Annotated in this window: 16 protein-coding genes; 10 read left to right on the top strand and 6 right to left on the bottom strand. The window is 56.1% G+C overall.

Translation table 11 applies throughout. The features are described 5' to 3' along the window. Positions 1-54 precede the first annotated feature (54 nt). Together VKV29_RS12155 and VKV29_RS12160 are read left to right on the top strand one after the other, a co-directional pair. Positions 55-1,389, top strand: a complete 1,335-nt coding sequence (locus VKV29_RS12155; protein ID WP_324201580.1) for a Gfo/Idh/MocA family oxidoreductase — start codon at positions 55-57, stop codon at positions 1,387-1,389. A gap of 88 nt (positions 1,390-1,477) precedes the next feature. After that, positions 1,478-2,455: an FAD:protein FMN transferase gene (locus VKV29_RS12160; RefSeq protein ID WP_324201581.1), complete on the top strand. Its 978-nt coding sequence runs from the start codon at positions 1,478-1,480 to the stop codon at positions 2,453-2,455. Here VKV29_RS12160 and VKV29_RS12165 read toward each other — a convergent pair. The 5 genes from VKV29_RS12165 to VKV29_RS12185 all read right to left on the bottom strand — a co-directional run bounded on the left by VKV29_RS12165 (position 2,452) and on the right by VKV29_RS12185 (position 7,779). After that, positions 2,452-2,835, bottom strand: a complete 384-nt coding sequence (locus tag VKV29_RS12165; protein WP_324201582.1) for a hypothetical protein — start codon at positions 2,833-2,835, stop codon at positions 2,452-2,454. The two genes, VKV29_RS12160 and VKV29_RS12165, sit on opposite strands and share 4 nt — an antisense overlap. Before the next feature lie 17 nt (positions 2,836-2,852). Then, positions 2,853-4,985, bottom strand: coding sequence for a 4Fe-4S binding protein (locus VKV29_RS12170; RefSeq protein WP_324201583.1), 2,133 nt, complete (start codon positions 4,983-4,985; stop codon positions 2,853-2,855). A 30-nt stretch (positions 4,986-5,015) separates the two neighbouring features. Continuing rightward, a complete protein-coding gene (locus VKV29_RS12175; RefSeq protein WP_324201584.1) occupies positions 5,016-6,050 on the bottom strand; it encodes a DUF362 domain-containing protein in 1,035 nt (344 codons plus the stop codon). 23 nt (positions 6,051-6,073) lie between these two features. Beyond that, positions 6,074-7,024 (bottom strand): DUF6599 family protein, encoded by a 951-nt coding sequence (locus VKV29_RS12180; protein WP_324201585.1) that lies wholly within the window; start codon positions 7,022-7,024, stop codon positions 6,074-6,076. Between the two features lie 110 nt (positions 7,025-7,134). Further along, entirely contained in the window at positions 7,135-7,779 is a 645-nt protein-coding gene (locus tag VKV29_RS12185; RefSeq protein ID WP_324201586.1) for a hypothetical protein, read from the bottom strand. A gap of 260 nt (positions 7,780-8,039) precedes the next feature. On the opposite strand from VKV29_RS12185, the gene VKV29_RS12190 reads away from it, so the two are divergent. The 3 genes from VKV29_RS12190 (at position 8,040) to VKV29_RS12200 (ending at position 10,960) form a co-directional block, all read left to right on the top strand. Then, positions 8,040-8,825: a sugar phosphate isomerase/epimerase gene (locus VKV29_RS12190; protein ID WP_324201587.1), complete on the top strand. Its 786-nt coding sequence runs from the start codon at positions 8,040-8,042 to the stop codon at positions 8,823-8,825. A gap of 69 nt (positions 8,826-8,894) precedes the next feature. Further along, positions 8,895-9,926: a sugar-binding protein gene (locus tag VKV29_RS12195; protein ID WP_324201588.1), complete on the top strand. Its 1,032-nt coding sequence runs from the start codon at positions 8,895-8,897 to the stop codon at positions 9,924-9,926. Positions 9,927-9,940: 14 nt separating this feature from the next. Continuing rightward, a complete protein-coding gene (locus VKV29_RS12200) occupies positions 9,941-10,960 on the top strand; it encodes an ABC transporter permease (RefSeq protein ID WP_324201589.1) in 1,020 nt (339 codons plus the stop codon). A 53-nt stretch (positions 10,961-11,013) separates the two neighbouring features. Here VKV29_RS12200 and VKV29_RS12205 read toward each other — a convergent pair whose 3' ends face one another. Further along, complete coding sequence (locus tag VKV29_RS12205; RefSeq protein WP_324201590.1) at positions 11,014-12,015, bottom strand: isocitrate dehydrogenase (NAD(+)); 1,002 nt, start codon at positions 12,013-12,015, stop codon at positions 11,014-11,016. Between the two features lie 128 nt (positions 12,016-12,143). On the opposite strand from VKV29_RS12205, the gene hemL reads away from it, so the two are divergent. The 5 genes from hemL to epsC form a co-directional block, all read left to right on the top strand. Continuing rightward, positions 12,144-13,451 carry a glutamate-1-semialdehyde 2,1-aminomutase gene (hemL, locus tag VKV29_RS12210; RefSeq protein ID WP_324201591.1) on the top strand — a complete coding sequence of 436 codons (1,308 nt, stop codon included), beginning with the start codon at positions 12,144-12,146 and terminating at the stop codon, positions 13,449-13,451. After that, entirely contained in the window at positions 13,448-13,966 is a 519-nt protein-coding gene (locus tag VKV29_RS12215; RefSeq protein WP_324201592.1) for a hypothetical protein, read from the top strand. Before hemL ends, VKV29_RS12215 begins: the two co-directional genes overlap by 4 nt. Positions 13,967-13,974: 8 nt before the next feature. Next, complete coding sequence (locus tag VKV29_RS12220; RefSeq protein WP_324201593.1) at positions 13,975-15,984, top strand: hydantoinase/oxoprolinase family protein; 2,010 nt, start codon at positions 13,975-13,977, stop codon at positions 15,982-15,984. Between the two features lie 85 nt (positions 15,985-16,069). Next, entirely contained in the window at positions 16,070-18,610 is a 2,541-nt protein-coding gene (gyrA, locus tag VKV29_RS12225) for a DNA gyrase subunit A (protein ID WP_324201594.1), read from the top strand. 111 nt (positions 18,611-18,721) lie between these two features. Further along, positions 18,722-19,414, top strand: a 693-nt coding sequence (gene epsC, locus VKV29_RS12230; protein ID WP_414647197.1) for a serine O-acetyltransferase EpsC, incomplete at its 3' end; no start/stop codon positions are given.

A 19,414-nucleotide genomic window follows, 5' to 3' on the forward strand; every position in this document is an offset into this window, starting at 1 on the left:
GTTATAAGCACAGAAAAACTTCATACCAAGCAAGCTAGAGGAGAGGATTAGTCTATGAAGAGTACAGACAAGACGGACGGTGCCACTTCACGCCGTGACTTTCTTAAAACCGCCGTGGGGGCCGCCGTCGGAGGGGCTGTAGGGGTTCAGGCGGTAAGCGCTGCGGCGGAGCCACTAAAAACCTACATGCCTTCTACTGCTGCCGGAATGGCGCGGGTTATTGGTGCCAACGACCGCATCCACATCGGCCATATCGGGCCGCACTGGGAGGGGCAGGGCGGGGTGCATGCCCGATTCCTCATGCAGCACGCGCAGGAGTGGAACGTAGAGTATGTGGCCATCGCCGATATATACACCGTTCACCTGCAGGACGCACAGCAACATATCGGCCTCAAGGACAGTCAGTGCCACATTGACTACCGAGAGATGTTGGAAAAGCACCCGGAGATTGATGTGGTCTGGATAACGACTCCAGAGCACTGGCACGCACAACAGACGATAGACTGCTTGGAGGCGGGTAAGGATGTCTATGTGGAGAAACCGCTCTGTAAGGGGGTCGAGCCGGCCCTCAAGATTAAAGAGACGGTGGAGCGCACCAAACGCGTGCTGCAGATGGGAACGCAGGGGGCAACTGATCCGACCTACCATCGCATCGCGGAGCTGATAAACTCCGGGAAGTACGGTGAAGTTGTTTGGGCACGTGGCTCCTATTGCCGCAACACGCCAAGCGGTGAGTGGGATTACTACCCGTTGGAGCCGCAAGCTACCGAGGAAAATACCCACTGGCATATCTTCGAGCAGCCTTGCAGGCATAAACACCCATTCAGCAAAGACCGATTCTTCCGCTGGCGTAAATACTGGAGCTACTCAGCCGGCATTCAGAGCGACCTCTTTCCGCATGTCCTCGCGCCCTTCCTTATCGCCATCGGAAAGATCGAATGGCCTCGGCGCGTAGTGGCTGCCGGCGACTTACTGCTGCAGAAAGACCGTGAAGTGCCGGATACCGTGCACATGATCATCGAATATCCTTCGCAGTTCACGGTTGTCCTTTCCGGCTCTACGAACAACGACCACGGCTATACCCCGACGATCTGCACCAACAAGGCCACCATCGAGTTCGCGATGTTTGGAGGCGGCAACATCCAGATCATTCCACAGTCGCCCTATGCCGACCAGGTAGACCCGCTCAATGAGCATGTGCCGGGCGCCAGCGAGGCGATAGATAACCACGAAAAGAACTTCCTCGATTGTGTGCGCGATCGCACGAAGGTACCCAACGCCAACGTGGATTTGGCGGCGAAGGTGCAGGTAGCCATCGGGATGGGCGAAATAGCTTATCGCGAGAACCGCGAGGTGCTTTTCGACACCGAACGGCTGCGCCTTATCTAACTAAACGGTACTTTTCGAATAAACCAATGCTGTCCATGGGTACTGTAACCCATGGACAGATGTTTTTTGGGATGAGGGATGTGCAGCGATGCCCGAAGTGCGTTTGGCCTGCTATGCCATGGCCACGCGATTTGAGCTGATTTTGTTGGGAGAAGATGCGGTCTACCTGAGGGCGGCCGGAGAGGAGGCCCTCCAAGAGATCGTGCGCTTCGAGGGGCTTTTAAGCATTTATCGCCCCACCAGTGAGCTGGCACGTATCAACCGGATGGCGGCGGAACGTGCGGTCTACGTGCTGCCGGAGGTGTTCGCCCTCCTCAAGGCCGCGAAGCGGCTGTCTTTGCTTACCGCCGGCGCCTTTGACATGACCGTAGGGCCGCTCGTGCGTTTATGGCGCTTGTGTGGAGAGGCAAACCGAGAGCCTTCCGAAGCGGAGCTTGAGGCGGCACGAGCCGTAGTGGGGATGCAACTAGTGGAGCTGAATGAGGAGGCGAGCACGGTGCGCTTTCTTCACCCTGGGGTCTCGCTTGATCCCGGCGCTATAGGCAAGGGCTATGCCGTAGATGTCGCTATGCGGCGCTTGAGGGAAAACGGAATCGCCTGCGCGCTGCTGCATGGCGGCTCGAGCACGGTGTATGCGCTAGGTGCGCCAGAGGGGGAGAGAGGATGGCGGGTAGCCTTGCGCGACCCTAACGGCCATGAACAGGAAGTGGTGGCTGTGGCGGAGTTAAAGAACGCCGCGTTATCGGTGTCGGCGCCGCACGGCAGGTGGTTCGAGGTAGATGGTAGGCGCTACGGACATGTGATTGAGCCGCGCACCGGTCGTCCAATAGAGAGGGTGCAGTTGGCAGCAACCGTCACCGAATGCGCGATGGAGGGAGATGCGATCTCCACGGCCTTGCTTGTTTTAGGTAGTGCCGCACCTACCTGCCTTCAAGAGCCTTTGGCCGTTCGTTCGGCCTTGCTGATAGAGCTGCAGGGGGCGCAACGGCAAATCTATCTGTTTGGAGAGGACTTCTCCGAAACGCAAACGGATTTCCCTATTGTGAAAAAGCCTGTGTTCTCTTAGAGCGATCTTCGCTTTGCTTGGGCATAACGAAGAGAGTGCTCGAATTCGGAGGAGGCGAGCATCGTGTTAAGCCGTTGAAAAAGTGCCAAGGGGGCATTACTTCTTTGGTCAGAAAGCGGTGCGGCGGTTGTAAGGTCGAACTCGGCGGGCCACAGGCCATCCTGACCTTGCATCGTCACAAGGATATGGGCGACGTGCAGCACCTTCTGCAGGGGGGTATAGTCCGCTTCAGAAGTTGAGTCGAGGAGATGCTGGAGAAGCACAACCAGCCGTTCCATCGTCATCACCCGTTGATCGGGCGCCTCGAGAGGAAAGCTATTGCAGAACCACTCCGGAGGCGCCCAAGAAAGGATAGAGATGGAAGAAGCGTTTTGCTTCATCCCCACACATAAGGCTCCTATTGCCCTGGATTGGGGTTCGGGTTATATTCAGCGTTCGGGTTTGCCGAGCCTTGCGGGCCGGTAATCGCGATGTGCTTGGCGATCTCGGCTTTCGTGGCCGCATATTCGGCATCTTTACCTATGTCTTTGCGTTTTTCCCAATCACCACGATAGAAGCCATCCCACCAGTTCTCTTTCGGCGGTTTGTAATCGCGGTCTTCTTGGAACGTGTAGACGACGATGGCATGGTTTGGAAGAACCGGGCAGTGGTATTCACAAAGGCCGCAGCCGGTGCAGAGCTTTTCGTCTACGGTGGGTACGCGCTTGTAGCGGCCACGGTTATCCGGTTTTCCGTCAGGTCCCACATGGTCAATAGGCAACGAGGGATCGCGTGGGAGGGTGTCGTCCCAAGTGTCACGGAAAACGACGGCAGAGTAGGGGCAGACTTCGGCGCAGACAATGCAGTCGCGTCCCCCGTTCCACGCAACACAGGTGGAGTGGTCTACGTTAGCCAAGCCCATTTTGATCTTATATCGCTTGTCCTGCCACGTGAAGGGGCGAATCGCTCCGGTGGGGCACACATCTCCACAAGCGGTGCACTTCTCGGCGCAAGGGCCGATACTCGGCACGAGGATGGGGGTCCATAAGCCCTCAAGCCCCGTATCGAAAGTCGCCGGCTGCAGGGCGTTGGTGGGGCATACACGCATACATTCCGCGCAGCGCGTACAGGCAGCCAGGAATTCGCTTTCGGGCAAGGCTCCCGGTGGGCGCATCGCTTTGTTGTTGCGGTTGTAGCGTCGCATGACCCCTTGATATTCGCTTGCATTGGCCTTAACGGCGCTGCCCCAAAGGATACCGGCGGCGATGGCCGCGATGACGCCTCGACGCCCAAGGTCTATTTCGGTCTGCGGTTCGGGGCGGGGAGCGGTGCCTTTTGGTGCGAGGTGGAGGGCTTCTTTAAGGGAGGCCGGCACTTTCGCTTGAATCTGGATGACATCGGTAGGACAGATCGTTTCACAGCGGAAGCACTGGATGCATTCGCTGATACTATGCATTACCGGCCCCTTGGCGTTCTTGTCGAGGTTCTCATAGGAGCCCATGCGGGACTGGATTTCACACTTTTTGCAGTGAATGCACCCATCCATCTTAATATAGTGCCGCAGCCACGAGATGCGGGAGATAAGGGCTAGGAGGCCGCCATAGGGGCAGAGGTTACGGCACCAGAAACGCTCTTGATAGCCGGAAAGGGCGATGATGCCGATAAACATCAGCATCACGGGCACCACATTGTAGTAGTGCATGGTAGGGAGGCGCCACAGGTCGGTATTGATGCCTAGATTATAGAGAACAGACCCCACGTGAAGCGCATCGGCGGCGCTAAGGATGCCGTTCCAGATATAGGCGACCGGTGGGTAGACACAGAAGGTAAAGGTGCGGGTGATAAGGGAGATCGGGTCGCCGAAGGCAAGGATATCAATACCGAAGGTCACCGCACCGAGGCCAACTAGCAGGTAGATATATTTCCAGTTACGGAAGCGGCGCGTATCACTACGTTTTTTGCTGTAGAAGAGGCGCCCTTTACGATAAAGCAGTCGGTCGGCAATATCTATGCTGGTGCCGAGCGGGCATATCCAACCACAGAAGATGCGTCCGCCCCAAAGGGTAAGCAGGAGAATGAACAGGCCGGGCCCTATGGCATAGATAGGGATGGTATGGGAGGCCAAGCTGTTTTTGAGAGTGTTGAGGAAATCCATCAACATAAAGATGTTTTTATTGATCCCCCATTTCCCTTCGCTGCCTTGGGTGGTCATGAAGAAGAAAAGCACGAAGAGCAGGAAGGTTGTAATTTGGACTGCGCGGCGTATAAACACGATGCGGTGGGCTGCTTTATTGCCCGGCTCCTGGCGCATCTTACGTTTCTGCTCGGCGGTAAAGCGGGCATAGGCAGCCTCGGTATTGCGCTGTACCACGGTGCCTTGGGAAACCGTTTCTGTAGGTTCGGCAACCTTGTGGGTGGCGCTATCGCGTTTGCGAAGGGCGATGTCTATACCGCGAATCAGCAGGTTGTTGGCAGCCCGCTGCCCGCCGCAGCCACAGTTGCCGCAGCTACAACCACCCGATTTAGGAAACTCCTGAGGTATGTCGGCCATTTCCCCTATCTCCTGCGAAACACTAAGGTTTTAGGCGCCTTGGGCGCCGGCGATCTCACGAATGTTCAATTGGCTGGTATCTATCTGGCCTAGTCCTAGGCTATTGGCGATGATCAGGTGCGGCACCATATCGGGCGTTACTCCCTTCACGGTAAGGAAGCGGGTGCAGTAAGAATCGAGCGCAACCGGATCGAAGCCGGCCACAACGGTATTCGGTTGCGTGGTTTCTCCGGGGCCTTTAGGCCCTCTTGTCTGCAGAACGCGCGTGGCATCGGTTACAACGAGTGTGGGGCGCAGGAAGCAGTTCAGCTCTGCGATGCAGTTATGAAGGCCGTAGCGGTGATAGTCCTTGCGGTTCCAGATACAGCCCATGAGCTTTTTCATGGCGATGGTGATGACGGCGGCCTCGTGGTCTTTCACAACCGGATTGACGATGAAGCAATCGGCCTCGATGATGTCGCGCGGGATGCGTTGGAGGATACGATCGAAGTGATGAAGGGGATCGTATTCGGCTCCGTCCGTAGTATGCGTGGGAACGGCAGAGGAGATATCTACCTCTCGGTACATCGTTGGTTGATCGGGGGAGAGTAGGGTCGCTTTCGTGCCTTTTACCGCATCTTCCGCACCGCAGATTTTGAAAGCGAGTTTCCAGTCATCCAGGGAGTAGTCTATGAGCGTGATACGGGAGGCTCCGGCGCGTTCACAAAGCTGTACGAGGCGACGGATAACATCGGGATGGGTGGTAGCGGCCTGATCGGGGGTTCGCATCCAACCCATATTGGGGCTAATGACCACTTTATCGCCTTTTTTAACGAACTGTTCGATACCTCCAAGCTCGTTGATGGCGCGCTCGGTGATATCTCCGTAGGATTTAGGGTCACCCTCCACGGCGACGATATCGGGGGTTGTAGGAGAGGGTTTTTTGGGGGGGCGCAGTTTAGCGAGTTTGGCGAATCGCTCCTCCTGGAAGAAGGTTAGGCTATAAAGCCCACCGAGGAAAGCCGTTCCACCGGCGATCTCCAGAAGTTTGCGTCGAGATAGCTTTTTTGCATCATCTGCCGACATGTTCAATACCTCCCTTAGGAAACTTAAGGTACTTTGGCAGCGGCTTCACGCACCAGTTTTAGAGCGATGGTGGGATTAACCGCTTTATCTATGCCTATGACATAACGCCCTTTATGAGTTACGACGACATAGCCGCTGAAACGCGTTTTTACGGAAAAGGCGCCTTGCCCCAGTCCTTTCAGCAGAGTCACTTTGGCACCATTGGCGAGCATGAGCGGCTTATCGAGGGCCGACATGTACTGATTATAAGCTTGTTGAGCGGCTGCAGGAGAGGGATAGGCGCAGATAAAAAGCTCAGCATAGCGGCCTGCGTTCGTATAGGTGGCGGAGACACCGTTTTGAAGAAAACGTTGACCGGCAATATCGCGCCTCTGATATTTCTGGCTGAAGGGCACATAGCCTGCTGGCAGCAGGCGGATCATTTCAGGCATCTGCGTGGTGCCGGAAAGCTTCGCTGCAACCGCACGCGCGATGGCTATTTGGGCCGTACGGAAGGAGGCCGGTGCATTGGAAGCCGCGATATTGACGTTTACGTAGTAGGGGCCTTTCCAGAAAGAGAGACCACCGCCCAGAAGATACCCCTGTGCCCCAATGGGGACGAACCTCACCATTTTGGCGGAGGGACTAAGCTGATAGCTATAGTAGCCGAATGCATCGAGTGGGCTACCCATTTGGTAGATATCCACCGTAATAACCTGCGATCCCTTACCACCTGGTGCGTAGATAGCATAGTAACACTGCCGAAAGAGATAGCGTTTAACCGACTGGGCTTGTCCGTCAATATGGTCTTCCAGCGTATTCGGCGTAAAAACCTGAACGGGTCTGGTGAGGCGGAAACCGGCAATGGCCTGCGGAATGGCCGATCGCACATCCGCACGTGCCTCAACGTGTGCCAAGCCTACGGTCATAAGTGCCACCGTGCCGGCCACACCTATCTGTTTTTGAAGCCACCTCGAGCCAGGCGCAACGTGCATGAACTCTTACTCCTCTTTGATATTGGCGCAACTCGAACTGCCTGCGCTTTATTGTAGTATACCGCCTATTGTCTTTCGACGCTCTATTGAGGCGAGAAGTTACATAAATTCTATGATATCTCCATCTTGGTCGGCTCCTCAGGAGGGGATGGTGTTTCCTTCCACTCCTTAAGTCGCCGAGCTTTTCGCACCACAACGGTCTCCGTAGGGGAGGGAGAAGACTGAGGAAGACCGGTTTGTTGCGGCTCATCATCTCGGCCTATGAGGCTGGCGATGAGGGCGGCTATGCCTGTAACGATGAGCAACAGGGAGCGCATTTCATGAGACCAGAGGTAGGTACGCACGCCCATGCCGGTGAAATAGAGGCCGACGGCTGCAAAGTAGCTGCGACGCGCCCAAGAAGTATTCGGGCGAAAGGCTTCGAGTAGGGCGGCGATGACAGCTAGAGCCATGACGAGTTCAAGCATGAGGGCACGAACCGTGAGAACCCACTCGTAGTTAAGGCCTGGTGGCAAAGGACGGGCGATACGGTAGGTATCGTAGCTTAGAAAGGCGATGGCATAGCAGAAGGTAATGATCAGGATTCGCCGAAGTACGGCGATGAGAAGCGCACTGAGGATAAGTACGAGCACAATAGGCAGAAGCGTTGCATGAGTGCGGCTCCATGTGATAAGCTGTATCTGATGCGATACCGCCCATCCGGCTAACAGAGCCGGAAAAATAGAAAGAGCCGCCTTGCTTAAGAGTATTCGCATCGTTGACCCTCCAACCCCATTTTCGGAGGTTTCCTGCTCCTATCTCTATTTTATCACAACTTTTACCGTGATGCCATCGCATCTTTTACTGGCCTGAAGGGATGATGCCCAAAAAGTTTGGCGGCAGGCAGGATTTTGACGGAGAATGGAGTATATTAAAAAGTGCCTGACCAAACGTTCGTTCAAATGCGCGAAGAAAAGGAATTCCTCCTTAGCATGGTGAACTTACCTTATTACAAAACACCTGCTAGGAGGAAAATGTGGAGACTTTAAAGCCCCAAGTGGCCGTACAGCTTATTGTCTTTGGCGCGAAAGCGCATGATGACATCGAGGGAACGCTTAGAGAGGTGGCTGCGGCCGGCTATGGCGCATTCGAGGGGGGCCATCTTTTCGCCATGCACGGCGAGGCACGCATACGAAGCCTGCTAGATGCCTTGCACCTGGGCGTGTCGGGCGCGCATTTCGGCTATGGAGAGTATGCCGATGATGCCAATCTTGAAGGTATCATTTCCTACGCCAAAGCACTCGGCATCGAAAACGTAATGTGCTCCGGTGTGGCCGCCGGCACCCTAGAGGGCTACCTCGCTTCGGCCCGGCGCTTCAATGAGGTTGGACGACGTTTGGCCGATCAGGGCATCGCTTTCAACTACCATAACCATGATTGGGAGTTCAAAGACCTCGGTGGGGGCACCACGGGTATGCAGATACTCGCACAAGAGACCGATCCCCGTTACGTTCGTTTTAATCTCGATGTCTTCTGGCTCTACTATGCCGGCCAGAACCCTGCAGCGTTCATTCGCGAGCACGCCCGGCGGGCCGGCTATTTCCATTTTAAGGATGGGCGACGCCTCGTTGGGGCCGATGGAAAAGCCACGCCGGAGTTTCTGGAGCTTGGAAGGGGAGAGGTTCCTCTCGAAGAGGCCTATGCGGCAGCCCAAGAGGTGGGTGCACGCTGGATCGTCGTGGAGCAGGATAGGTCGCAACTCCCGCCTTTAGAGGCCATCACGATCAGTCGAAACTATCTGCGAGAGCACTTCGGAATCTGAAGCCATCTGCGCTCGCGTTCTATAGGCGAACGTCAGCTTTATTACATATAGCGAACCAAGGAGGTTTTCATGTCGAAAGCATTGCGGTTTTTCGTCCGTTGGACGTCCGTTTTTCTCGTGTTGCCCTTGTTATGCTTCACAGGATGCGGAACAAACGGCCCAAAGTACATGCTGATCACCAACGGCGTCTCTCCTTTCTGGGATGCGATGGTTAAGGGGATGCAGGAGGAAGCAAAGCAACTGCACGTAAATGCGGACTGGCGCGGACCCAACCCATCGGAAAACACGGTTCAAATTCAGCTGTTCAACGACGCTTTGGCCGCGCATGTGGATGGAATCGGGCTTTCCGCTATAGACCCCAACGGCATTACACCCACCATCAACAAAGCGGTGGATTCCGGATTGCCCGTCATCTGCTTCGACTCGGACGCACCCAACAGCAAGCGGCTTGCCTACTTGGGGACGAACAACTACGAGGCCGGTTACATTGCCGGCAAGGCCGCCCTCAAGCTTTTTCCGCACGGGGGCAAGTTGGTCGCCTTCGTTGGCACCATGAGCCAGGATAACGCCCGCCAGCGCTACAACGGTTTTCTCGATGCCATTAAGGGAAGCAACGTGCAGTTTATCGCGCCACCCTATCAGGACAATCAGGATAAAGGAATGGCACGCTCTAACGTGCAGGACGCGATCACACGTTATATGAGCAAGGGACTCAACGGGTTGGTGGGGCTTTACTCCTACAACGGACCCGCCATCATTGCCGCCCTTCAAGCACAAAATTTGCGCAGTAAGTTCAAGGTGATCTGCTTCGACGGAGACCCGGCTACATTGAAGGGGCTGGAGCAGGGCATGGTAGACCTCACCGTGGTGCAGAAACCGTTTCAGTTTGGGCGTCTCTCCATTGAACTGCTGAACCTGCTGCATCAGAACCATAACAATGTGGATGCAGCGCTGCAGCAGATGATGCCCGAATTGAAGAGTTTAGACATGAAAGTAGATATGCAAAAACACACCATTGATACCGGCGTTACCGTGGTAACTCCGGCGAATGCGGAGGCCTTTATCAATGATCTGCACGCCCACGGGCTTTCATCAACTTAGGGGTGGGGAACCTTATGGAGACGACCGAAGCATCACGTTTACGCGAGCCTCTTTTTAATTGGCGCCGCCTCTTACTTGCGCGAGAGAGCAGCGTGGTTATTGTGTTGGTGCTGTTGTGTGTGGCGCTCATCTTCTCCCCTGCGCGCGATACCTTCTACAGTCGCCAAAACATTCAAAACATGCTCCTACAGATCGCGCTGCTGGCGATATTTTCTATTGGTGAGACGCTGGTCATCATCACGGCAGGCATAGACCTCTCATTAGGCTCTCTCATCGCTTTTAGCGGCATGGTGTTGGCGATGACGGCGACGCATTTGCCACCTACCATTGCCGTGCCAACGGCGATTGTGGTGGCGCTTGCCGTTTCCCTGCTGATAGGTGCGGTTCATGCTTTGCTGATAGGCAAATTGCGTTTGCCGGCCTTTGTGGTGACCCTGGCCTCTCTTACGATATTGAGGAGCCAGGCGCAATTGATGAACGGGCAGCTACCGGTTCCCATCTCAAAGTATCCGTTTCTTATCAACTTGGCGAACGGGCAGCTTTTTAAAGGCACCTTCTTTGCCGTGCCGATTCCTGCGGTACTTCTGCTGATCATCGCCATTGCGGCCCACTTCATCCTCACCCGTACCCGCATAGGGCGCTATATCTATAGCCTTGGGGGGAACGAACAGGCCACAAGGCTCTCCGGAGTGAATATTCTCGGGGTGCTCCTCTTTGCCTACTGCGCCAGCGCTTTTTTGGGAGGTGTGGCCGGAATCCTCTACGCGGGTTATGGTCAGCAGGGCGACCCTCAAAACGGGCTTGGATACGAGCTTAATGCGGTGGCTGCCGCCGTTATTGGCGGGGCGAACCTTATGGGGGGGGAAGGGAGCGTGATAGGAACGGTGCTTGGAGCCTGTCTCCTGCAGATGATCCTAAGCGCCATCAACCTCACGATTAACAACCCTACCCTCTGGCAAGGGACAGTGGTGGGCGGAGTGTTGTTGGTGGCCGTGCTCGTGACCGCCATTCAGCAACGCAAGAACCGCTCTTAAAACAGCCATGGGGCGGGGAGAGCAGAAACCTTTTGCCCCATGGTATGCTTGCTCTACAGTGCAGCGATAATTGCATCGGTGATCTGATCGGTGGTAGCCTCGCCGCCCATATCGCGGGTTCGCACCTTCCCAGCCTCCATCACTTTCATAACGGCGTTTTCGATGCGGTTGGCAGCCTCCTGTTCCCCTAGATGACGCAGCATCATCACCGCAGAAAGGATAAGGGCGATCGGGTTGGCAATACGGCGCCCGGCGATGTCGGGCGCGGAGCCGTGGACGGCCTCGAACAGCGCGATGCCGCCCTCGCCGATGTTGGCCGAGCCGGCAAACCCAAGGCCGCCGATCAGCCCGGAGGCGAGATCGGAGAGGATATCTCCGTAGAGATTTTCCATGACCATCACGTCAAAACGCTCCGGGCGCATCACCATGTTCATACAGGTTGCGTCTACGATCATCTCCTCATATTCGATTTCAGGAAACTCGCGTGAGATACGCCGGAGACATTCAAGGAAGAGGCCATCGGCGAGTTTCATGATGTTCGCTTTATGAACCGCAGTAACCTTTCGGCGACCGTGGCTTTTGGCATACGAGAAGGCATAGCGCCCAATGCGTAGGCTGGCCGCCTCGGTGATGATCTTAAGGCTCTCGACCACGCCGGGCACCACGATGTGTTCGAGGCCGGAGTAGAGGTCTTCGCTATTTTCACGGATGATCACGAGGTCTACATGCTCGTAGCGCGACGGGACGCCGGGAATGGTGCGTGCCGGCCGCACATTGGCGTAGAGATTAAGCCGTTTGCGCAGAGTGACATTGGCGCTGGGGAAGCCCACGCCTACCGGTGTGGTGATAGGCCCTTTCAGGGCGACACGGTTCTTGAGAATGGAGTGAATGACCTCGTCGGGCACCGGCGTGCCGTATTTGGCCACCACCTCGGCGCCGGCCTCCATACGTTCCCATTCGCATTCCACTCCGGCAGCCTCCACCACACGGACGGCGGCCTCGGTGACTTCAGGGCCAATGCCGTCGCCGGGGATAAGGGTTATGGTATGTTTCACCCGCTTTTCTCCTCTCGCAAAGCTCTGCAATTAACTTTACTCTATTTTCGGTTCTCGGCATAGGGTTCTGCGCAGCAAGATTCCGGCAAAAGTAGGTAGAATGGATAGAGACTGCAGGAAAAGGAAAGATGAAGGCTCATCAACGTTCCAAGGAGCTTTATGAGCGCGCGGTAAAGGTTATTCCCGGTGGTGTGAACTCGCCGGTGCGCGCTTTTCGTGCTGTGGGGGGCGACCCTGTTTTTATTCAACGCGGAGAGGGCGCCTACCTCTACGATGTAGATGGCAATCGCTATCTCGACTGTATCGGCTCATGGGGGCCACTGCTTTTAGGGCACGCGCACCCCGACATTTTGAGCGCCATTAGCGCGCAGTTGCCGCACGGCACCACATTTGGCGCTCCCACCGAGTTGGAGGTTCAATTTGCCGAGGAGCTGTGCGAGGCCGTGCCGTCCCTGCAGAAGGTACGGCTTGTTTCTTCGGGCACAGAGGCCACGATGAGTGCCATTCGCGTTGCAAGGGGCTACACGGGGCGCGATGTTATCGTGAAGTTCGAGGGGTGTTATCACGGCCACGCCGATTTTTTGTTGGCCAAGGCCGGTTCCGGGGTAGCCACGTTGGGCTTGCCGGAGTGCGCGGGGGTGCCTGCAAGCATTACGGCCAACACGCTAACCCTTCCTTATAACGACGTCCAGGCCTTACATACCGCCTTTAAAGAGCACGGCTCTGCCATTGCGGGGGTGATCGTGGAGCCGGTCGTTGGCAATATGGGGTGTGTGCCGCCAACACCGGGTTTTTTAGAGGCCTTACGGGAAGTAACCCAACGACACGGTGCGCTCCTGCTCTTCGACGAGGTGATGACCGGGTTTCGACTCGCCTATGGCGGCGCGCAGGAGCGATTCGGCATTATGCCCGACCTCACGATGCTAGGCAAAATCGCCGGCGGAGGCCTACCATTAGGGGCTTTTGGAGGCCGCGCCGACATTATGGATATGGTTGCGCCGGTAGGGCCGGTCTATCAGGCCGGTACTCTTTCGGGCAACCCTGTGGCCGTAGCAGCGGGTTTGGCTACGGTTCAAACGCTGAAAGCGCGTCGCCACGTTCTCTACGAGCGTCTCGATGCGATGGGGAGTAAGTTGAGCGATGCGCTCCGTTACGCTGCCGAGGAGGCGGGCGTGCCGGTTGTCGTTAACCAAATAGGAAGCATGATCACCGTTTTCTTTACAGACCTACCGGCGGTGAGCAACTATGCGCAGGCCAAAACCTCAAATACACAACGCTTTGCTCGATGGTTTCGTACGCTTCTGGAAGAAGGGGTCTACTGGCCGCCCTCTCAATTCGAGTCGGCCTTTCTCTCGGATGCCATGAGCGAGGAGGATATTTTCCGGCTTATTGAGGCTGCACGGGTTGGCTTTCATAAAGCAAGAGAGGTTGCATGATGGCGAAGGGGCGCAGAAGGTACCGCCCAACGGGCGCGGAGTTACTGGCACGCATCTTGTTTAACATGCCGTTCGTTTTCGGAGTAGAGTGGTTGCTGTTTACCCTGCTTCAGGTTCGCTCCTTCTTCCCACCTGGCAGTGATGGCCTTTTGGCACGGCTTTGGATGGCCGCCGAGTTGACGCCTTCGATGGCCGTTGGGTTTGGTCTTTTTTGGTATTGGCTTGTGCTCATAGGGCGCTCTCATAAGGGGCCTTGGGGAGCGGCGATACTTTACAGCCCTTTGATAAGCGTTCCCTCCGTTGTTGTCGCCGGTGCCTTGGCAGGTTGTTTGATGGGAGTGCCGTTTTGGGGCATGTTGCTGGCTCTCGCTGCGCTCGTGCTCAATCCGCCATTGCTCTTTGCCCAGCTTTTTGCAGGCATCACAATCGGTTTATGGATGGGATATTCGGCAGACACCTGGATTCAGGAAAACCGCTCTATATCTAATGAGAGTTCTCCAAAAGACGACAAATAGACATACCGATGCAGATTCTCGGCGTAGATACGGGGGGCACCTTCACCGATTTTGTGGTGCTTGATGCAGAGCGTCTTCATGTGTTAAAGGTTCCTTCTACACCGGATGATCCCTCACGCAGCCTGCTGATAGGTTTGGCGCAACTGCAGTCTGATGGCATACTGCAAGCAGGTTTTTCCTTGGTGCACGGAACTACGGTGGCCACGAACGCTCTCTTGGAACGTCGTGGGGCCTCAACGGCGCTTATCACCACGAAGGGTTTTCGCGATGTGTTGGCCATAGGCCGGCAGGCGCGTAAACAGCTCTATTCCCTTGCGCCAAGCCCGCATCCATGTCTCCTAAGCCAAGAGAGGCGCTTGGAGGTCAACGAGCGCCTCGATGCCATGGGCAACATTCTTCTTCCTTTGCAGGAGGGGGAAGTAGAGACCTTTCTGGAGCATTTGCAAGCGGAGCAGGTCGAAGCGATCGCCGTTTGCTTGCTCTTCTCCTACCTGAATCCTGCCCACGAGCGCCACATTGGGGAGCTAGCGCGAAGCAGGGGTTTTTGGGTTTCGCTCTCGCATGAGGTAGCGCCGGAGATGCGGGAGTATGAGCGCACCTCTACAACCGTTGTGAATGCCTATGTGGGACCGATTATGGAGCGGTATCTGCGACGGCTGTCCGAGCAGATTGGTTTGTATGGCTGCCGTGGGTTGCGCGTGATGCAGTCGGATGGAGGGTCGCTTTCAGCGGAGGAGGCGGGGCAGAAAGCGGTGCGAACGGGTCTTTCCGGCCCCGCGGGGGGCGTGATCGCAGCCGCGAAATTGGGAAAGCTTTTAGGTTATACCAATCTCATCTCCTTCGATATGGGGGGAACCAGCACGGACACGGCCTTGATAGAGAACGGCGCTTGTGTTACGCAAACGGAGGGGGAGATCGCGGGGTTACCTGTGCGCATTCCCATGTTAGCGATTCACACGGTGGGGGCCGGCGGCGGTTCGATTGTGCACCTAGATGCCGCGGGGGCGTTGCGGGTGGGGCCGCGCAGTGCCGGCGCCTATCCGGGGCCGGTGGCTTATGGTACAGGGGAAGAGCTTACGGTAACGGATGCCCATGTGCTGTTGGGGCGTCTGCCCGCCGAGGTGCGTCTTGGAGGGGCATTGGGGCTAGATCGGGCGCGTGTGGAGGCTGCATTCGGGAAGTTGGCTAAACGGCTTGGGTTGGCGCCGGAAGCTGTTGCGGCAGGGGCGATAGCCGTGGTCAATATGGCGATGGAGCGTGCTTTGCGCCGTATTTCGGTGGAGCAGGGGCGCGACCCGGCCCAGTTCACCCTACTCTGTTTTGGGGGTGCCGGTGGACTTCACGCTTGCGAGTTGGCGGAAGCTCTGGGCATTCCCCAGGTGCTTGTCCCTCCATGCCCCGGCGCGTTCTCGGCGCTTGGGTTGGCTTTAGCCGATATTCGCCGCGAGTATGTTCATGCGCTGCCCCTCGGCCAAGGAGTGCCCACGTGGGGGGCGGTCAATGAAGGCTTTCGCAGTTTGTATCGGATGGCAGAGGAAGAGATGCGTCGGGAGGGGTTAGCACCGGGCGATTGGGAAGCAAAGCCTTTTTTAGAGATGCGCTACCGGGGTCAGGGGCATGCGTTGCTCCTGCCAAAACCTATGCACGGCGGGCTGTCGGCCGCGATGAAGGCGTTTCATAAAGCGCATGAGGCGCAGTACGGTTATGCGGCCCTGGGTGAGCCTGTGGAGATAGTGGGGTTAAGGCTGGTGGCGACGGCGGCGCTGGCGCCGACTCAGTTTTCGCTTGTGCCTCAAACAGGTGTATGGAGTCCGTTGCCTTCATCGGTGCCTCTCTATGAAAACGGGAGATGGATTGCTGTGCCCCTTTACAACCGGTTCCATGTGCCGATAAGGCCAAGTGGGTTGGCCGGCCCTTGCATCCTAACCCAAACCGATGCGACGATCTGCGTTCCCACGGGCTGGCGTTGTTATCAGCAGGCCTTTGGCTGTCTGCTACTCAGAAAACAGAATACATAGTTCTACATAAATAGGGTATAATAGGCCTTGTGCGGGTATAATAAGTACTTGTACCTCTAAAAAGCAAAGGGGTTTGGAGACAACTTTGGCGGACGATAAACTATCTACAGAAGGGCAAAACGGATCTGAGCTAAGGCTGATCGAGGTGGACATAGAGCAGGAGCTGCGGCGCTCCTACTTAGGCTATGCCATTTCGACTTTGGTATCAAGGGCCTTACCGGATGCACGAGACGGTTTTAAGCCGGTGCAACGCCGCATTCTCTATGCGATGCGTGAGCTTGGGATAGGCCCGGGTTCCGCTCGGGTGAAGTCGGCCAAGGTGGTGGGCGAATGCATGGGGAACTACCACCCTCATGGCGATGCGGCCATCTACGCTACGCTCGTGCGCATGGCGCAAGATTTTAGCTATCGCTATCCCATGATCGATCCGCAGGGGAATTTTGGCTCTATTGACGGCGATCCACCTGCCGCGATGCGTTATACCGAGTGTCGGCTTACCCCGCTGGCCATGGAGATGATGGAGGACATCGATCGTGATACGGTGGATTTCATGCCCAATTACGATCAGTCGAGGCAAGAGCCTATTGTCTTTCCTGCCAAGTTCCCGAACCTGCTTTGCAACGGCGCGGAGGGCATTGCGGTTGGAATGTCCACCAGCATTCCACCGCACAATCTTCGGGAGGTTGTTGAGGCTTCTATCTACATGCTCGATCATCCCGATGCCACGCCAGACGACCTTTTGCGTTTCATCCCCGGCCCCGATTTTCCCACCGGGGCGTTAGTTTTGGGCACAAAAGGGGTGCGGGAGGCCTACCGCACCGGCCGTGGTCGCATTGTGATGCAGGCAAACCTTCAGATCGAGCCGATGGATGGAGGGCGCAACGCCATTGTGGTCACCGAACTGCCTTATCAGGTGAACAAGGCACGCCTTATCGAGCATATCGCGGAGTTGGTGCGCCATAAGCGGGTGGACGGCATCACCGACATCAACGATTTTAGCGATCGTAACGGCATGCGTATCGTTATCGAGTTGCGCCGTGATGTGGTGCCCAACCGCATTGTTAATTTCCTCTTAAAGCACACGGCACTACGGCAAACCTTTGGAGCCATTATGCTGGCCCTTGTTAACGGGCAGCCTCGTATTCTCAACCTCGCCCAGATCATTCGGGCCCACCTGGAACATCGGCGCGAGGTCATCGTTAGGCGTACGCGCTATGAGTTGGCGCGTGCACGCCATCAGGCGCACATTCGCGAAGGCCTTCAGATCGCTCTTAACTTTCTCGATGAGATCATCGCGCTCATACGACGCTCGCAAAGCAGTGAAGAGGCGCGGTCCGAGATGTGCGCACGCTTTAATCTCACGCAGATTCAGGCTGATGCCATTCTCAGCATGCAACTGCGTCAGCTCGCCCGCCTAGAACGCCAGAAAATCGAGGACGAGTATCGTCATCTGCTGCGAGAGATCGCAGCCCTAGAGGATATTCTGGAAACGCCCGCCCGTGTTACCAAGATGATCAAAGACGAACTGCGAGCCTTACGCGATAAGTACGGCGATGAGCGGCGCACCCGAATTCTTCAGACCGAAGCGGACGAGATCACCGAAGAAGACCTCATTCCTGAAGAGAAAACCTTGGTAACCATCTCGCGAGATGGCTATATCAAGCGCGTTCCGCTCGATACCTATCGCACGCAACGGCGTGGTGGGAAGGGCGTGCAGGCCGCGAAACTGAAAGAGGAAGACCAGATATCGCACCTGTTTGTGGCCACCACAACCCACTATATTCTGTTTTTCACCGATAAGGGGCGGGTCTACCGTTTGAAGGCCTATGAGGTACCTCAGGTGAGCCGCCAGGCGCGTGGGCAGCATATCAACAACTTCATCCAAACGGAGGCCGGCGAACAGATCACGGCGATACTGCCCATTAAAGATATCAACGGGCCGGGTTATCTCCTCATGGTCACTCAAAACGGCGAGGTGAAACGTACCGCCCTGTCGGAGTTTGCCAACCTACGTGCCAACGGCCTGATCTGTTTTGATATCGAGGAGGGGGATAGCCTGAAATGGGTTCGCCATACAAGTGGCAACGACGAGATCATTCTAGTAACACGTGAGGGGCTTTCCATTCGCTTCCCCGAAACGGATGTACCGGAACGCGGGCGTGCCGCGGGCGGTGTGCGCGGGATCGAGTTGCGCGACCCGGCCACCAAAACACTGCGTGACGTTGTGGTAGCCGTGGCCATCGTGCGGCCGGAGGATCGCGATGCACAGTTGCTGGTGGCCAGCGAAAATGGCTTTGGAAAACGCACCGATCTCGATTCGTATCGCATCCAGTCGCGAGGGGGGCGGGGCATCATCACCATGAACGTTACGCCGCGAACGGGCAAGATCGTAGATGCGGTGATCGTGCGCCCAGAAGATAAGCTCATCTTATTGACGGAAAAAGGGGTAGCGATTCGTATAGATGTGGCCAGTATTCGGCTTGCAGGTCGCAGCACTCAAGGCGTAAAGCTGATTGACCTCGCAGAGGGCGATCGGGTGGCTACCATCGAGCGCCTATTGGAAACGGACTTGGCCGATGAGGAGGGCGAAGGGGAGGAGGTCGCTTCGTCCGCTGCGGGTAAGTAGTCGTCTAAAGCTATGTTGAAGCTGTTTCGATTGCACGAACGTACTCTTAGTGGTTCCTTCTGAGAAAGGAACACCCTCATGAAAGGGGGCCTGCCGGCGATGTTTTCCCGGATGCGTGAAGATATACAGACCGTTTTAAGAAAAGACCCCGCGGCGCGTAACGTACTGGATGCCTTGCTTTACCCGGGTTTGCACGCCATTTGGTCGCATCGAATCGCGCATTGGTTGTGGACTCATCGTTGTTGTTGGCTGGCACGCCTTCTCTCGCAGATAACACGCTTTTTCACACATATCGAAATCCATCCGGGGGCGAAGATCGGACGTCGGCTGTTTATTGACCATGGCGACGGTGTGGTAATAGGCGAGACGGCGGAGATCGGTGACGACGTTCTGCTTTACCATAACGTGACCCTTGGGGGAACGAGCCTCGAACGCAAGAAACGCCATCCGACTCTAGGAAATAACGTGTTGGTGGGCATGGGAGCCGCCATTTTGGGACCTGTAACCATAGGGGACAATTGCCGCATTGGAGCCAACGCGGTTGTCAATAAAGACATTCCACCAAACTGCACGGTGGTCGGCATTCCGGGGCGCATTGTGCGTCGTGATGGCATTCGTGTTAGCGATGCCGAAAGCCCTGTTATGGATAACGTTATTAACCGTGTAGACCCTCAGGATGTGGTTATTCAGGAGTTGCGTAGGCGATTAGAGCTGCTCGAGCAGCATAATGAGAGGCTTGAGGAGCTTATTCTGCGCATGGAAAGGCAACTCTCTGCCGCTAACGTGCCTTACGATGCCCCGCAA

Source organism: Chthonomonas sp. (assembly GCF_035294165.1).
GTDB lineage: Bacteria > Armatimonadota > Chthonomonadetes > Chthonomonadales > Chthonomonadaceae > Chthonomonas.